Genomic DNA, 17,567 nt, shown 5'->3' on the forward strand with positions numbered 1-17,567 from the left:
TTTTCGACCATTTTGGGGTAGATAAACAGATCAAGTCTTCGCTGGGACGTACCGTTTCGTTCAAGAACGGTGCTTATCTTATTATCGAGCATACCGAGGCTTTCCACGTGATCGACGTGAACAGCGGGAACCGCGTGAAGCTGGGAGATGATCAGGAATCCAACGCGTTGGAAGTGAATCTGGCTGCTGCCGACGAGGTTGCCCGCCAATTGCAACTGCGTGACATGGGAGGGATTATCGTGATCGACTTTATAGATATGCAGAGTGCGGAGAACCGCCAAAAATTGTTCGAGAAAATGCGCTCGGCGATGGAACTCGACCGTGCTAAACACACCATACTTCCTTTAAGTAAATTCGGATTGATGCAGATCACCCGCCAGCGGGTGCGTCCGGAAATGACCGTGACGACGACGGAAACTTGCCCCGTTTGTCACGGGAGCGGGAAAGCGGATGCCGCTATTCTGGTGATCGACAAGATTGAAGACCAACTGGAATACCTCGTGGAAGAGAAGAAAATTAAATATCTGGTGTTGAAGGTACATCCGTTTATCGAGGCGTATCTTAAAAAAGGTTTCTGGTCACTACGCAGGAAGTGGGCTTTTAAGCATCGTATACATTTGAAAGTGGTCGGGGTGCCTTCTTTTTATATTTACGAGTATAAGTTTTTTAATCGTTTTAATAGAGAAATAGAATCAGAATAGGTAGTTTTACTTACAATTTTGTTTTCTCGTATTAAATCGATGTTAAAATAGTACCATGGATTTGCGCTACTGCAAATTAATGGTACTTTTGTGTCCGCTGTGTGATAATGCATACGATTTCGAGAAGCATGCAATTTGATGTTTTATTAAATAATTTTTTATGAAAAAAAGACTATTGACGTTGATCTTTACGTTGTTCATGGGTGCCTTCTCGGCTTTTGCCCAGATCTCCGACCCGACCAGTTGGACGTTCTCGCAGGAGAAAACCGGGGATAACGAGTACACTTTGACCTTTAAAGCAACAATCCAACCCGGGTGGACGGTTTATTCAATCAATACCCCGGAAGGAGGACCGATGCCAACATCAATCTCGATCGAGGAAGTTGGTAAAGGTGTAGAATTGGTTGGGGCTCCGGTAGAGAGTGAACCGCACAAAAAACACGATGATGTCTTTAAGGTAGATGTGCTGTATTTCGCGGACACGTATACCGTAAAGCAAAAGATCAAGGTTACCGATCCGGGAGTAACTGCCGTGACCGGTAGTGTTGAATTTCAGGCTTGCCAAGAGGGTGCTTGCGTGCCGGGTTCAAAAGATTTTACCATTAAGTTAGAGGACAAAGGTGGTGCTAAAGCTACTGTTGCTGAGGCTTCCGCGGAGAAGGATGCAGAGCAGGACGATAACCTGTGGATATTCTTTTGGGTAGCATTCGGTAGTGGTTTGCTTGCTGTCGTGATGCCTTGCGTGTTCCCGATGATCCCGATGACGGTATCATTCTTTATGCACGGGGATGCCAATAAGGCTAAGGCAAAAGCTAAAGCTATATTCTTCGCTTTATCCATCGTCGGTATTTACACGGCGTTGGGATTGATTATCTCTTTCCTGTTAGGACCGGGATTTATCAACTGGTTGAGCACGAACTGGCTGCCTAATATTTGCTTCTTTATCATATTCATGGTTTTTGCCGCTTCCTTCTTCGGGGCGTTCGAAATCGTGTTGCCGGCTTGGTTGGTGAACAAATCAGATAAACAAGCGGATAAGGGCGGATATGTAGGTGCTTTCTTCATGGCATTCACGCTGGTACTGGTATCATTCTCTTGTACCGCGCCGATCGTGGGAACCGTGTTGGTTGAGGCCGCTCGCGGATCCGTGTTACGTCCGATTATCGGTATGTTAGGATTCTCTATCGCCGTGGCTTTGCCTTTCGGGTTCTTTTCGTTTTTCCCCTCGAAATTGAGCAATCTTCCGAAGTCCGGAGGTTGGTTGAACGCCGTGAAAGTGGTATTAGGATTTATAGAGATCGCTTTAGGTCTTAAATTCTTGATGGTAGCCGACCAGACTTATCACTGGGGATTGCTAGACCGTGAGGTTTACATCGCTATCTGGGTTGCTGTATTCACTTTGCAGGCATTGTACTTGATGGGTAAAATCAAATTCGCTCATGATAGTGAATTGACTCATATAGGTGTTCCTCGTTTGGTGATGATTATTATCACGATGTCATTCGTGATCTATTTGATACCGGGTATGTTCGGTGCGCCGTTAAAAGCTCTTGCCGGATACTTCCCGCCACAAGAAACGATAGACTTCGATATTAACCGTATCGTTCGCGATAACGCCAAGGAGATCATGAAAAGTGGTGTCCGGGTGGGGAATCAATCTTCCAACGGTGTTTCCGATGAGCCGGTGAAATATTCCGACTTCTTGCACTTGCCTCATGGATTGGATGGATATTTCGATTACAATCAGGCTCTGAAAGCCGCACAGGCGCAAGATAAGCCCTTGTTTATCGATTTCACGGGTCACGGTTGCGTGAATTGCCGAGAGATGGAGCAGAGTGTATGGTCTGATCCTCGTGTGATGGAGATGTTGAAAAACGACTATGTTGTTGTGGCTCTCTACGTGGACGATAAGACCAAATTACCGGCAGAGGAAGTATATGTTTCCGACTATGACGGTAAGAAGAAAAACACGCTTGGAAAGAAAAACACTGATTTCCAGATCAAAATGTTTGAATCCAACGCTCAACCGAACTATATATTGCTGGATAGCCGTCATGGAAGTGACAAAGAGCTGAAACCACATGTATTGCAAACAGCCAGAGGTCATAACAAAGACCGGGATGCATTCGTGAAGTTTTTGCAAGACGGTTTGAAAGAGTATAAAGCTCGTGCCAACAAATAAGATTTGATTAATAATAAGAGAGAAGAGGGGTTTCCATTGCGGAAGCCCCTCTTTGCTTGCTCAAATATTTCGAGTCTTTCCTTCGATAGTTAATCGTCCGACTGCGAACAGGGAGGGGATAAAGAAGGAGATAATACCGATGGCACAGACAACGAGTCCGCCGATGGCGAAGGTGTTCGAGATGCCGATATTGTCGGCGATAAATCCGGTTCCCATTAGCCCGATCATGGAGGGGAACATGCTGATGCTCATGAATATGGAAAATACACGACCGAGGACGGCGGGATTGACCTTTGTTTGTACCACGGTCATGAACGAGGCGTAGTACACGGAGCCTGATACGCCCTCTATGGCTGTCAGTATCACGAACCACACGAACGCCGTGGGCGGTAAAAGCCCGGAGAACAGGAATGATATACCTAGCAGGATATACATTGAATTAATCAGCACTATTTTATTGACCTTGTATTGACGGAGGCTTAACACGAGTCCGCCCGCGAGGGAACCGACGCTCCATATTGCCTCTACCAGACTCATCTGGTAAGCACTTCCGGAGAAATGATTGAGAGTCATCAACGGGAACAATACGCTGATAGGCATGATAAAAAGAGTTGCCAGTATGGAAAGCAGGAAAAGGAGTGTCATTCCTTTATGGCTCGTGACTTCCCTTTGCGCCTCCCGTAAATCTTGCCATAGGTTCAATTTCGTTTTCGTTTCACCGGGTTTCGGGTTGGGAATGGTGACAAACAATAACGAGGTACAAGCGAGTAACGCACCTGCCACGTCAAGCATAAGAACGTAAGTCATATCGAGCATCGTGATGGCTAATGCCCCTAAAGCGGGCCCCGCGATGTTGCAGACGGATTGTATGATCTGGTTGATTCCCGCGACGCGTAAAAGCTGGGATTCCGGTGCCAACAAGGGGATGGACGCTTGCATGGAGGGCATGTGGAAGGCCGATCCGACAGAACGTAATGCCAGTAACGTGTATATTGCCCATACCTCTGCCTGCCCGAAGTAAAACAGTACGGCAAGAATGAAGGTGCAGAAGGCAATAAAACTATCCGACAGTATCATAATCCATTTCCGGCTCCAGCGATCGATGAGGATACCGGAGAATAGACCTAACACGGCTTGCGGGAGTAAGGCCGATATCGTGGCAAATGCCAGTGTTTCAGCCGACTTGGTTTCGAATGTCAGCCATAATATGATAGCGAAATTAACAAGTGAACTGGTCAGAATGGAGAAAAACTGTCCTGTCCATATAATAGCGAATACTTTTTTCCAATTATTCATGGTTGTTTTGTATGAATTTTAAACGTTTAAACGCATCTCACCCCGGGATGTGTCGTTTCTTTTTTAAATAATAAATGCGAAAATAGAATCTTTCCCGTGAATGGAAAGTTTCTCAAGATAGCCGGAAAAACAAGTCCCGGACTTCGTTAGCCTCTCACCCTGTAATTTCTTGCCATAAAGAAATGATAAATCTTCATAGATGGTATTTCATGTAAATTTCCACGAAAATAGATATATAATACGAATGATCCTAATAAAATGTGTAGATTTTCCATATCTTTGCATAGTAGGGCGTCTGTAATGACCTGAATATGTAATAATTCACGAAAAGTGTTGATTCATGGAAAGTAATCCACAATTAGAGTTGGCGTTTAATTTCTTGGAATATACTGGGGTGAACGTGTTCCTGACGGGAAAGGCGGGAACGGGAAAGACCACGTTTCTGAGGAACTTGAAAGAGCGTTCCCCGAAGCGGATGATCGTGGTGGCTCCGACGGGTGTGGCGGCGATTAACGCGGGTGGAGTGACCATTCACTCGTTTTTCCAGTTGCCTTTCGGGCCGTATATACCGGGTGTCACGGATGTGATAACGCATGACGGGAAGGCTCGTTTCACGAATAAGTTCAGTCGGGAAAAAATAAATATTATCAAGACGATCGACTTGCTGGTGATCGACGAGGTGAGTATGGTGAGGGCGGATTTGCTGGATGCGGTGGACGACGTGTTGCGTCGTTACCGGAACCGTAACGAGGCTTTCGGCGGGGTGCAGTTGTTGTTGATCGGGGACTTGCAACAGTTGGCTCCCGTGGTGAAGGATGACGAATGGATGTTGTTGAAACAACATTACGAGTCGGCTTATTTTTTCCATAGCAAGGCGTTGGCGGCAACCCGTTACGTGCCGATAGAGCTGAAGCAGGTGTACCGTCAGCAGGATGGTATCTTTTTGGAACTGTTGAACCGGATAAGGGAAAAACAGATTGATGCCTCCGTGTTGAATACTTTGAATCAACGATGTATACCGGGATTTACCCCTTCGGATGAGGACGGGTATATCACGCTGACTACGCATAATCATCAAGCGCAGCGGATTAATGATCTGAAAATGGCGGCATTGAATACCCAAGCCTACACGTTCAGGGCGGAGATAAAAGATAATTTCCCGGCGTACTCGTACCCCACGGATGAATTACTCGTGTTGAAGAAAGGGGCACAGGTGATGTTCGTGAAGAATGATTCCTCCCCGGAGAAACGTTATTATAACGGGAAAATAGGCAAGATCACGGCGATTAACAATAACACGATCGAAGTCGTGGGGAAAGAGGACGGAATGCGGATTCTGGTAAACCGGGAGGAGTGGACGAACACGAAATACACGTTGGACGAAGAAACGAAGGAGATCGTCGAGATGGTGGAAGGGCGGTTCAGCCAGTACCCGTTGAAGACGGCGTGGGCGATCACGATACACAAAAGTCAGGGATTGACGTTTGAGCGGGCAATCGTGGACGCGAACGCAGCTTTCGCTCACGGGCAAGTGTACGTGGCGTTGAGCCGTTGCAAGACTTTCGAGGGATTGGTGTTGAGTTCTCCCGTGACGCCCCGTTCACTGATCAATGATAATGCTATCGATCAGTTCGTGAGTGAGGTGGAGCAACATGAACCCGGCACGGAGGAGCTGCATCAGGCACGGCAATCGTACTTCCGGGAGTTGTTGCTGGAACAATTTGATTACGAGTCTATACGTTGGCGGTTGCATTATTTGTACCGGATACTGGACGAGCAATTGCGTCGCTTGTATCCCGAATGGGTGGAGCGTTACCGCGTGGCGGGAGCCCGTTGCGCGGAGGAGCTGTTGATGGTATCGGAGCGATTTCAAAACCAGTTGGAGGGCTTGATGCCGGAAAACGGGGTTTACGAGAACAATCCGGTGATCGCGGAACGGGTACGTAAAGGTGCGGCTTATTTTCGTGAACACACGAAGACAATTTTCGGGGACTTTCTGGAGGAAGCGATACCGGAAATTGACAACAAGGAAGTAAGGAAGTCCGTCGAACAAGCCATGGAACGTTTCCGGGCTGAAATAACCTTGAAAATGGAGACTTTGAAGACGATAGGGAATGGTTTCTCCGTGACCGCTTATTTACGGGCGAAGGCAAAAGCCTTGATTGATGCCCCGAAAGTGAAAATCAAGGCAAAGAAAGCGGGTACGGTAAAGGCGGAAGTGTCCTCCGACATATTGCACCCGAAATTATATACCACGCTTCGGATATGGCGGAATAAAGAAGCCGAACGTTTGAAACTGCCCGTGTACACGGTGTTACAGCAAAAAGCTTTGCTGGGTATCAGTAATCTGCTACCGACAAACACGAAAGAATTGCTTGCTGTTCCGGGAATCGGGAAAAAGATAGTGGAGCGCTACGGTGCTTTGATTTTGAGTATGGTAGATGAATATAGAGGGTTTTGATTTATGATTTTTGAGGTATAATGTTATTCGCTTCCGGTACGAATATCATGTGAATCACGTCAGCACTCTTGAATAATTTTTGGGTGAATTTCTGTACATCCTTTTGGATGATCTTGTCAATGATATTATCGAAGTTTTTGGGGTCGGTAATATCAATACCGCAGAGGTAGTAAGTTGGGATAGCACTTATTCTATTGTAATATTTTATAGAATGCTTTTTTTTGTAAAATATAATTTTTATATTTGTAGAAATTATATTTTATCAATCTAAATGGGATCGACATGAAAAGAAGAATTATTTTTATACTATTTGTGATATTAACAGGATTTAGTGGAGAAAATGGAGGGGTAGAACAGAGTAATATAGACGTTTTGGGGAGTGCTTCTGTCAAAGGGGGAAAGCCTAAAATAGTTCAAAGACTTGTGGGACAAATGGTTCATGAAGGCGATAAGGCTACATTTATAGCTAAACTTGAAACGTCTGATCGTCAATGTACTGTCATATGGTATAAAAATGCAATACAGATTAAGGAAAGTGATAGGTTTCATCTTTCTTTTAATGGAGAAACTGCAAAATTAGAAATAAATCCTGTGGAAGTAACTGATAAAGGAGAGTATAAGGTTGAATTTAAAAATGAATATGGAAAGGATGAATCAAGTGCTCCTTTGGCTGTTATTAAATTTCCGTAAATGAAGAAAATTTGATTTTACATTCATGTTGTAAAAATTATTTCACGTAATATCGTTGTATATTGGAAGTAATTCTTGGTGTCAATTTTTTGTGCGAGAAGCATGAGGTAGAATTAGATTTGAAACAACAAGATACAGGCGTTATGAGGTGTAGTAAAATCTTTATTGAGACTTTGTATGGGTACAAGCGTTCTTGGCGGAATGTAATCTTTTGGATATTTGCCTTTCTCGGGATGGTGGGAATTACCCTTTATGTGTTCACTCCGTTATCCGGTTTGGGATATGTTAACGGTATTGATGAGTTATTCAGTAAATCGGCGATGGCTTGGACTTTTCAAGCATTGCCTTCGTCAATACCATTTCGATGTATTTATTTGTTTAATATTCTTCAATTATTTTTTACGTTCGCTCTTGTAATTAATGATATGAGAGTGTTTCGTTTGGATGCTATGACTGCGTTGAGTGTTCATGCTCAAGGAAATTCTGAGATTGTAATAGGAAATTTCTTGGGGAAATTTCTTGCATTCCCTGTGGTCAATATCCTGTTTCTTGTATTTTGTTTTCTTTTGAATGTCCTTTTTTATAGTAAAGCATTTAATGTCGGGTATTACCCTTTCTATTGGTTAACCCTGAATTTGCCTACTCTCATTTTTTGTTTTGGGCTGTCTACTTTGCTAACAAAACTGGTCAAGAATCAGGGAATGAGTGTGATCTTATCGGTCGCTATTTTGGGTATATTGACTATACCGGGAGCGATTTGGTTTAATGGAGTTTTGGATCCCTTGGCTACAAGTATTCCTAATATGTTCTCGGATTTTACGGGACACGTGAATCTTGAAAATTATTTATTACAGAGAGGATTTATTCTGTTCTTTGGGATAGGGTTGGCTGTTTTGTCTGTAATTCCTTATCCAAGAATACATAATCGGACCCGGGCGTTAGGTCGGTTCGTTTGTGTTGCTCTGATTCCATTACTTCTCGCTGTTGGTTTTGCCGTGATTTATATTTGCGGGTTTCAAGCGACCTCTAAGAAAAGGGAAACTTTTCATGCCGTTTATGCTAAGTATGCCGGGGAAAAAGCGTTAAAAATTATTGATAATCATCTTTCTTTGAAAGAAACTGAAAAGAATACGATTTCCGTAACGAGTAGAATGACCGTGGCAAACAAGGATAGTGTCATGATACCGTTGATTTTTTATTTAAATCCGGGGCTTGTTGTTTCTTCTGTTTCCGTGAACGAAGAAAATATTACATTCCGTCGAGACCATCAAGTACTTCTTGCAGATGTAAAGCTCTCTCCCGGAGAGGTGCGGGAAATCGTTATGAATTACGAGGGAAAGATTGACAATAGTTTTTGTTTTTTAGATATTCCGGAAGAGAATTATGGGGCCTTGGAGGTGAATACGATAGGCATTTATCGTTTTGGTTGTACGCCTGCGTTCTGCGAGAGAGATTACAAGCTACTTACCCCGGAAAGTGGTTGGTATCCGGTCAGTGTACCTTCTTATGACGCATTGGGTTTCCGAAAGGCTATGTTTACCCGTTATCGGTTGGAAGTGGAGCATGATCCCAGTTTAATGGCAATCTGCCAAGGAAGTCATGTGGATAGAAATATTGCCGGGAAGACAATGTTTACTTTTGATCACGATATGGCAGGAATAAGTCTTTGTGTAGGTAATTACAAGAGGCGGGAGATCACGATTGATTCGATAAGAATGGAACTTTTCTATTTGCCGGATCATGAATTTATGCTGGATCTTTACGATTGTATTCCAGAGAAGGAGTTGCGGAAGGTTCTTTGGGATGCCAAATTCACGCTCGGGTTTTATGGTAAGGATCAAGATTATATGGTGAATCGTATAATGGGGCAGATTGCTTTCGACCCCACGTTACAGTATCCTTATCGTTGGTTTACACTCGTGGAGGTCCCTTGTGATTTTCACGTTTTTACAGGAAAGACATTACAAACTGGGGAGAGGGTACAGGGAGGGATGGTATTTGTCCCGGAAAAAAAATATTCGAGAGATGTGCCTTCCGCTTCGAGTGATAATAATGAAGAGGTTCGAAGGTGTTTAGGCATGGAGCTTGCTTTTCTCACGGAAGGAAGTTGTGATTTGAATCCAACCTTCGTGGGTAACACGAATTTTGTATCCTCTACCGGGTGTCCTATAATAAATGATATCTTGATTTTAGCTTTCAATCCCCTTTTAGCGGCGGTAACAGAAGTGGAGGATGAATATGTTGTCGTTGATTACCTGAAAGATCACAGCTTGGAAGAAGCCTTGCGGGATCCTTTGCTGTCCTCGGAGCTGCTTGATAAGATTATTCGTAAAAAGTGTGAAGAGTTGAATGCCATACTGATGATCCGAATCGGTAAAGAGGAATTTCGTGAGGCTTACCACGATTTTCTTGTGCGGCACCTTTTCGAGGAAACTACTTTCGAGGATTTATCGCGGGAATTTGTAGCCCGTTTTAATGTGGGATTAGATACTATCGTAAAGGCGTGGTTCCTGAATGATCGGTTACCTGCTTTTGAGATAGACGGGCGCACAATGGGAGCAGAACAAGATATAATTTATGATTTCAAGGTTTTTAACCGGAGTGAAGTTCCGGGTATTATTACCTTGAATAATGGTAATCAAGGATGGATTATCTTCCCGGGAGAAGGACGGGCGATAAGGAAGAGGATGAGGTATACTAATAATTCTGCTATTAATACCATATTGGCTTTAAATCTTCCTACTAATATTAATTTACCACACGAGCAAAAAGAGGTCGATGATGCCGATACTATCACGTGGTTTTTGCCTCTTGCTCCAACCTCTTTTTTAACGAGGAACGACAATGAGATCATCGTCGACAATGAGGATCCGGGTTTCTCTATTCTGGAAACAAGAAAATTTAACTTTGCCTCCTTTTTCGGGATAGTTGAGACGCAGGCAAGACTTTACAGTTTCGCTCCTGCCGATCATTGGGGATTCACTATTAGTCGTACTTGTCATGGCTTTCCTGTGAAAGGGGCTTATTTCAAAGGGGGCGGCAAGGGTAACCAAAAAGTGCAATGGGAAACTCGTTTACTGCGAGACGGTAAGTATGAAGTGTTCGCTTATTTGCCATTTAATGATATGAGTGTATACTCGTTACGTGATTTTTCAAGAAAATACTATTATACCGTTTTTGATGGAAAGGAAGAACATGAGGTGATTCTTTCGTTGGATAAGGATGATTGGAATTGGGTGTCTTTGGGAATTTTTAATTTTGATGGAACGGCACGGGTGATATTAAGTGATAGGGATCGGGAGCATGATTCCTCTGGTGATTACATTCCTCAAGATGTTGTTGCCGATGCCATGAAATGGGTGAAAATTCGAGAATAGAAATATCAAAAAGAGAAGCTGTCTTCAATTAAGAAGACAGCTTCTCTTTTTGATATGATAATATTTTTTATTTTGCTTCCGGTATGAACATCATGTCAACCACGTCGGCACCCTTGAATAATTTCTTGGTGAATTTCTGTACATCCTTCGGGGTGATCTTGTCGATGATATTATCGAAGTTTTTCGGGTCGGTAATATCGATACCGCGGAGGTAGTAAGTTTGGATAGCACTCATCCAATAGTTATTGTGAGGTTTGGATTGTTCACGGTTTTTCTTCATGGTCGTGATAACCTTGCTGATCTCTTCCTGTGTAGGAGCTTCTTTCATTAACAAGTCGATTTCGGCATAGATTAATGATTTCAAGTGGTCAGCCTTATCCGGGTCGCAATCGAACATCATGCTCATGCTATAACTTTCGTACGGTTCTCTGGATGATCCGGCTTGAACGCTTACTCCATAGGTACCGCCTTCTTTTTCACGGATATTTGTCAGGTATCTTTGATCGAGTACTCCTTTCAAGATGTTTTGGCAGATATTGTCGTGAATACTGGTTTTCATATCTTTAGAGAAGCTCGTGATAACGGTAGCTTTCGGGTCTTGCAACGGAAGTTCGATCACCTTCACGGTTTTTCCCTTCGGGCCTCTTACCTTGTTGTCAACCCAATTCTCTTTGCGGTTGAAGGACTGCACGGAACCCAAGTATTTTTCAACCAACGGTTTCACGGTTTCAGCGTCGATGTTACCCACGATAAAGAACGTGAAGTCGCTGATATCTTTGATTCGGTCACGATAAATTTCCTCGATTTGCTCGATGCTGATCTTATCCAAAAATTCTTTTCCGAATAAAATGTTTCTCGGGCTGTAATTGCTCATGATCCTGCTGATAGAGTCCTGCATGATCTTTTTCGGGTTGTTGTCCATGTTTGCGATAGCCGCGTAGTTACGTTGCATGATCGCGTTGTGGACTTCTTTGTCGAAACGAGGTTCCTCGAATTTCAGATAGATTAATTGCATCAAGGTTTCGAAATCCCCGGGAGTTGAAGCACCACCGACAGATTCTGACAATCCGCTGATACCGATACCGACGTTTGCTTGTTTACCTGTCAACAATTTTTTCAAGGTAATAGCATCGTAGTCGCCTAATCCGTAAGCTCCAACGAAATCAGCGACAACTTGCGCGGAAGCTAATTTGTCAACACCGTACAGAGAGGTACCCCCCTTGCTGTAAGAAGCCACGGCTACTTGGTCTTTCTCGAAATCTGCTTTGCGGAATACAACTTTCGCGCCGTTCTCCAAAGTCCACTCTTCTGCTTCGAATTGCGGTAATTTCTTGGTAGCGATGATTTTTGAGCCTTTCAACTCTTTGTTGATCAGTTTGGCTTCGGCGGATTCGTCCTGATAGGGTTCAAGTTGAGAATCTTCAACTTTTTTCAATGTGGCGAGAGCCTCTGCTTCCGTGATGTGTTTCACGCCTTCTGCCGGTCCTTGCACGATGATTACCATGTTGGTCGGAACGATATATTGTTTTGCCAATGCGGAAACTTCGTCAACGGTGATTGTCGGGATAACCGCTTTCGCGAACTCGTAATAGTAATCGAAGTCAACGATAGGATCTCCTTCAAGGAAGTTTTCTTTTATTTCATCGATATAGGCTTCGGAAGTGGTTTTGTCTTTTTGCTTGTTAGCTGATTCCAAACCTACTAACATGTTTGTTTTTGCTCTTTCGAGTTCTCCTCGCGTGAAACCGAATCTTTTTACTCTTTCATTTTCACGGTAGATGGCTTCCAATGCTTCAGCTTCCTCGTTCGGTTTTGCTGTTGCCCCGAAGTAATAAGCGTTGACGCCTCTCACGATACCACCGGCGAAGCCTGCGCTTCCGTTGATGAAGGGAGGATTACCTTTTTGGAGTAATTCGGAGATACGTTGAGCCAACATCGTGTTGTAGAATGATTGAACAAGTCCTTTCTTCAAGGCTTCGTTCAGTCCTTTTTCTTCTTTCGTGGGAGCCGGGTATTTGATGTACACGGCGATGGAAGAATTGGTTACTTCCTTATCCGTGGCGCACACGAACTTGATTCCGTCGTGGGGAAGGACTTCGAAAGTTTCTCTCACGGCAGGATTTACCGGAGTCGGGATCTTGGAGAATAATTCCTTTACCTTTTGCTCCATTTTTTCAGCGTCGAAATCTCCGACAACTGCAATCGCTTGCAAATCGGGACGGTACCATTTGTGATAGTAATCGCGGAGAGTCTGGTATTTGAAGTTTTTGATGATGTCCAAATCACCGATTACATCTCTTTTCGCGTACTTGGAATCGTTCAAAAGAACCGGCATGGTTACGGCTCTCATGCGGAATCCTGCATCTCTTCTGGTTCTCCACTCTTCGGAAATAACGCCTCTTTCACCATCGATTTCTTCGTCAACGAGCAGAAGGTAGTGTGACCAATCGTGAAGCACGAGCAGACAAGTGTCTAAGAGTCCTTCGTTCGTGGTGGGAACATCACTGATATTGTACACGGTTTCGTCTTGTGCGGTGTAGGCGTTCACGTTTCTACCGAATTCAACCCCGTGTTTTTCCAACATATTGGTGATACCTTTTCTTCCGGGGAAGTGTTTGGTACCGTTGAATGCCATGTGCTCCAAGAAGTGAGCCAATCCGTTCTGGTCATCGTTTTCGAGGATCGCTCCCACGTTCTGGATGATGTAGAAACTTGCTCTGTCCTTGGGTTCCGCGTTGTGGCGAATGTAGTAAGTCAAGCCGTTAGCTAATTTTCCCGTTCTGACATTCGGGTCTTTGGGAAGTGGTGCTTTCATGTCATATTGGGCGAACAAGCTAGAGCTGAGCAGCGCCAATAAAGCACACACGGTTAATAGTCTTTTTGTCATACGAATTATTTTAATGTTTTAATGTTTGTGTCTGCAAATATAGTAAAGTGTAAGCAAATTTATCCTGTCGCTTAAAATCTTTAACGTTAATTTATGGCGGAATTGTAAAAATAGAGAAAAATGAAGGCTTTCCGGGGTAGTCGGAAAGATTATATGTTAATATGATTTTAACTTATCAGGTGTTTTGGAATCAGAAAAATCTGTAATTCTTAACTTTTTCCTGTTCAATTCTCGTATAGGGCATATAAAAAAGGAGAGGAATAGTATGATTTGGAAGATAAATATAAGTAAGTGGTTTTCTTGGCTCAATTTAGGAATTAAAGATCCCGAAACGGCTTCACTCGTGGAGGTGATGTTGCAGATCGCGGTTATTTGTCTGATCGCTTTTTTATTCACTCTTTTTCTCCGTAAAGGAGTGATGAGGTTGCTTGCCAAAGTGGTCAAGCGTACCAAGACCAAGTGGGATGACGTGTTTTTGGATGAACATGTTTTCCAGAGAATTTTTAACTTGATACCCCCGCTGTTTATTGATTTTGCTTTTAAGATTGTTTACGGGAAGTGGGAGCATATTGAGCTTTTCCACCGTTTTATCGTGGCGTGGATTCTGGTGGTGGCGGGATACGTGATTGTCACGGTACTGGATGCCATTAACCGGATTTACGAGTCCTACCCGGTAGCGCGCGACAGACCTATCAAGGTGTTCGTGCAGGTAATCAAAATATTCGTGGTGTCGGCGGTCGTTATCACGATCGTGAGCGTGTTTATCGGGGAGTCGCCCCGTAATCTGTTGGTCGGATTGGGTGCTTTCGCGGCGGTATTGATGTTGGTTTTCAAAGACGCGATTCTGGGGTTTGTCGCGGGTGTGCAGTTGTTGTCCAATCAGATGGTGCGTATCGGGGACTGGATCGTGATGCCGAGTAATAACGCGAACGGGACGGTGCTGGAAATCAATTTGTACACGGTGAAGGTGCAAAATTGGGATATGACGATCACGACAGTGCCTACTTACCAGTTGGTTTCCAATTCTTTCACGAACTGGCGGGGAATGCAGGAATCGGCGGGACGGCGGATTATGCGCTCTATTAATATAGATATGAATTCGGTGCATTTCCTGTCGGATGAGGAGATCGCCATGTTGAGAAAATCTGACGTTCTGAAGGGATATATCGAGGATATACTTCCCGTGCTGACAGAACAGAACAAGGGGAAAGGGGATGTGTTGGACGAGAGGCGACTGACGAATTTGGGGATTTTCCGTCAATATGCCGTTCGGAAACTGGAAGCAAACCCGAATCTGAATATGGATATGACGTATATGGTGAGGCAATTGCAACCGTCTGCCACGGGAATCCCGTTGGAAATCTATTGTTTTTCACGCATTCAGGAGTGGGTGGCTTACGAGAAAGTGCAATCTGATATTTTCGATCATTTGCTTGCCGTGATGCCTTATTTCCATTTGCGTATCTACCAGTACCCGTCAAAATTGTAAACGAGGGGGGAAATCAATAGGTTTTTAGTAAGAAGATAGGGGACGGGGAAGGTTGCTATATCTATTTTTGAGGGTGTTGGTTGGGTAATACTTCTATTATACTTCTATCATACTTCCATGAAACTCCTATGACGATAGATTTTTGACCTTGCTTGGGTTGAATTTGTGTAGATTATTTTATAAATGACGTGTAAGATAAGTTCATTATATATTTACGTTTGTTGTAGGTCTTCAGTATGATTAGGGTTGTTTTAGAGGGAAAAACGGAGTTGACTCGTGATGCGGGTGTGGCAATTTGTGGGCTATGCGGACGAAAGGCGGGTACTTTATAAACTTTCTAAACCTTCGGGATGGGAAAATTGGATTTTTGTACTATTTTTGGAGGCTAAAAATATTCGGATGAAGAGTAAGAAACGGAAATACTGGAATAAATTAAAGAATCGCTACAAGTTGACCATTTTTAATGAGTCTACCTACGAGGAGGTGATGCATCTTCGTCTATCCCCCTTGCAGGTGCTGACGGCTTTAAGCTCGTTAGCGGTGGTGTTGATTATTTTGACAATCATGTTAATCGCTTTCACGAATTTGAGAGAATTTATTCCCGGTTACCCGAGTCAACAGTTGAGAAGGCAGCTTACCCAGAATGCCTTACGGGTAGATTCTTTATTGAACGAGGTGGAGAAGAAAGATCGTTTCCTGCGTTCCATCCAGATGATTTTGAGGGACGAGGTGTTGGATACGACTCATTACATGGCTTCAAGCGAGAACGTAAAAATTAATTATGACACGACGATGTTGGGCGTGTCGCAAGAAGAAGCGGGTTTCCGGGAGGTGATGGAGAGAGAGGAGCGGTATAATTTGGCGTTGGGACAAGTCAGTTTTTCGGATGATGATTTCTATCATTTCTTTTCACCGTTGGACGGTATCGTGACGAATCATTTTGACGAGGGAACCCGTCATTACGGTGTCGATTTGGTCGCGAAGCAAAATTCTAACGTGTTGTCCGTGCTGGATGGTGTGGTGATCTTTACCGACTGGACGATCAAGACGGGATATGTTATTCAAGTGCAGCATCAAGGGAATCTGGTTTCAATATACAAGCATAATTCGGTGTTGTTGAAGAAGCAGGGTGATTTTGTACGAGCGGGAGAGGCTATTGCCGTGGTGGGAAACACGGGAGAGGAAACAACGGGACCGCATTTGCATTTTGAATTGTGGCAGGGAGGGAAAGCATTGAACCCGGAGACGTTTATTAAATTTAAGTGATTGGAGTTTTTACGATTAGAAATTAATGAAAAATATAGCAATATTAGGATCGACCGGGTCTATCGGAACACAGACATTACAGGTAATCGAGGCTAACCCGGAACGGTTTCGCGTGGAAGTTCTCACGGCAAATAATCAGGTGGAGTTGTTGGCGCGGCAGGCGAAACAATTTAAACCTAATATGGTGGTGATCGGGAACGAGGAGAAGTTGGGGGAATTGCGGGATTTGTTGCGGGATGAAGATATAAAAGTGTACGGGGGAAGTGACGCTATCGCTCAAGTCGTGCGAACGTCTACTATTGACGTGGTGGTAACGGCAATGGTCGGGTATAGCGGTTTGCTCCCGACGATCAACGCGATAAAAGCGGGAAAGACGATCGCGTTGGCAAATAAAGAGACGCTGGTTGTTGCCGGGGATTTAATCAATCGTCTGGTCGAGGAGTACAAGGTGGCGATATTGCCTGTGGATTCGGAACATTCGGCAATTTTCCAGTGTTTGGTGGGAGAGCATAATAACCCGATAGAGAAGATATTGTTGACAGCTTCCGGGGGACCTTTCCGGGGGAAAGATCACGAGTATTTAAGGACGGTAACTGCCGCTCAAGCTCTGAAGCACCCGAATTGGCACATGGGCGCCAAGGTGACCATTGATTCCGCTTCGATGATGAACAAGGGATTCGAGGCTATCGAGGCGAAGTGGTTGTTCGGGGTGGAGCCTTCGCGGATTGAAGTGCTGGTGCATCCCCAATCCGTGGTACATTCGATGGTACAGTTTCAAGACGGGAACGTGAAAGCCCAACTGGGTGTACCTGATATGCGTTTGCCTATACAATACGCGTTGACTTACCCGGAACGGGTACATTCCGATATTCCCCGTTTGGATTTTAGCGTGTGTTCTAACTTGACGTTCGAGAAACCGGATATAAAGACATTCCGCAACTTGGGACTTGCTTACGAGGCGATGAACCGCGGCGGTAATGCCCCCTGCGTGTTGAATGCCGCGAACGAGGTGATGGTGGCTGCCTTCCTGCGAGGGGAAATCTCTTTCACGGCGATGTCTGACGTGATAGAGGAAACGATGGATAAAGTCAGCTTTATCGGGCAGCCGACGTTGGAGGATTATATAGCGACCGACCGGGAGGGACGGAGAATAGCAGAACAATTGAAAAATAAATAATTTACGATTTATGAGTTACGATTGACGATTGGAATCTAACA

The 17,567-nt window shown here is 44.2% G+C and carries 10 protein-coding genes; 8 read left to right on the forward strand and 2 right to left on the reverse strand.

Translation table 11 applies throughout. The features are described from left to right. Together Q5866_RS18215 and Q5866_RS18220 are read left to right on the forward strand one after the other, a co-directional pair. Positions 1–701 (forward strand): ribonuclease E/G (locus Q5866_RS18215; RefSeq protein ID WP_303181688.1); only part of this gene is annotated, 701 nt, incomplete at its 5' end. 160 nt (positions 702–861) lie between these two features. Beyond that, entirely contained in the window at positions 862–2,883 is a 2,022-nt protein-coding gene (locus Q5866_RS18220; RefSeq protein ID WP_303181690.1) for a thioredoxin family protein, read from the forward strand. A gap of 60 nt (positions 2,884–2,943) precedes the next feature. On the opposite strand, the gene Q5866_RS18225 is transcribed toward Q5866_RS18220, so the two are convergent. Then, positions 2,944–4,179, reverse strand: coding sequence for an MFS transporter (locus Q5866_RS18225; RefSeq protein ID WP_227215382.1), 1,236 nt, complete (start codon positions 4,177–4,179; stop codon positions 2,944–2,946). A 340-nt stretch (positions 4,180–4,519) separates the two neighbouring features. Here Q5866_RS18225 and Q5866_RS18230 point away from each other — a divergent pair, with 340 nt between their 5' ends. The 3 genes from Q5866_RS18230 (at position 4,520) to Q5866_RS18240 (ending at position 10,707) form a co-directional block, all read left to right on the forward strand. Further along, positions 4,520–6,640 carry an HRDC domain-containing protein gene (locus Q5866_RS18230; protein WP_303181691.1) on the forward strand — a complete coding sequence of 707 codons (2,121 nt, stop codon included), beginning with the start codon at positions 4,520–4,522 and terminating at the stop codon, positions 6,638–6,640. Between the two features lie 282 nt (positions 6,641–6,922). Further along, on the forward strand, positions 6,923–7,330 hold the full coding sequence (locus tag Q5866_RS18235) for an immunoglobulin domain-containing protein (protein WP_303181692.1): 408 nt from the start codon (positions 6,923–6,925) through the stop codon (positions 7,328–7,330). A gap of 701 nt (positions 7,331–8,031) precedes the next feature. After that, complete coding sequence (locus Q5866_RS18240) at positions 8,032–10,707, forward strand: hypothetical protein (RefSeq protein ID WP_303181693.1); 2,676 nt, start codon at positions 8,032–8,034, stop codon at positions 10,705–10,707. Between the two features lie 67 nt (positions 10,708–10,774). Here the strand turns inward: Q5866_RS18240 and Q5866_RS18245 are convergent, their stop codons facing one another. Beyond that, complete coding sequence (locus tag Q5866_RS18245) at positions 10,775–13,594, reverse strand: pitrilysin family protein (protein WP_303181694.1); 2,820 nt, start codon at positions 13,592–13,594, stop codon at positions 10,775–10,777. 265 nt (positions 13,595–13,859) lie between these two features. On the opposite strand from Q5866_RS18245, the gene Q5866_RS18250 reads away from it, so the two are divergent. From Q5866_RS18250 to Q5866_RS18260, 3 genes are all read left to right on the forward strand, one after another. Then, a complete protein-coding gene (locus tag Q5866_RS18250; RefSeq protein ID WP_099290156.1) occupies positions 13,860–15,083 on the forward strand; it encodes a mechanosensitive ion channel family protein in 1,224 nt (407 codons plus the stop codon). A gap of 399 nt (positions 15,084–15,482) precedes the next feature. Continuing rightward, entirely contained in the window at positions 15,483–16,349 is an 867-nt protein-coding gene (locus tag Q5866_RS18255) for a M23 family metallopeptidase (RefSeq protein WP_099290395.1), read from the forward strand. Positions 16,350–16,374: 25 nt separating this feature from the next. Then, the gene (locus tag Q5866_RS18260) at positions 16,375–17,526 is read left to right on the forward strand and encodes a 1-deoxy-D-xylulose-5-phosphate reductoisomerase (protein WP_303181696.1); all 1,152 of its coding nucleotides are present in this window, start codon (positions 16,375–16,377) and stop codon (positions 17,524–17,526) included. Positions 17,527–17,567: the final 41 nt, after the last annotated feature.

This window comes from uncultured Butyricimonas sp. (assembly GCF_959596855.1).
GTDB classification, from domain to species: domain Bacteria; phylum Bacteroidota; class Bacteroidia; order Bacteroidales; family Marinifilaceae; genus Butyricimonas; species Butyricimonas muris.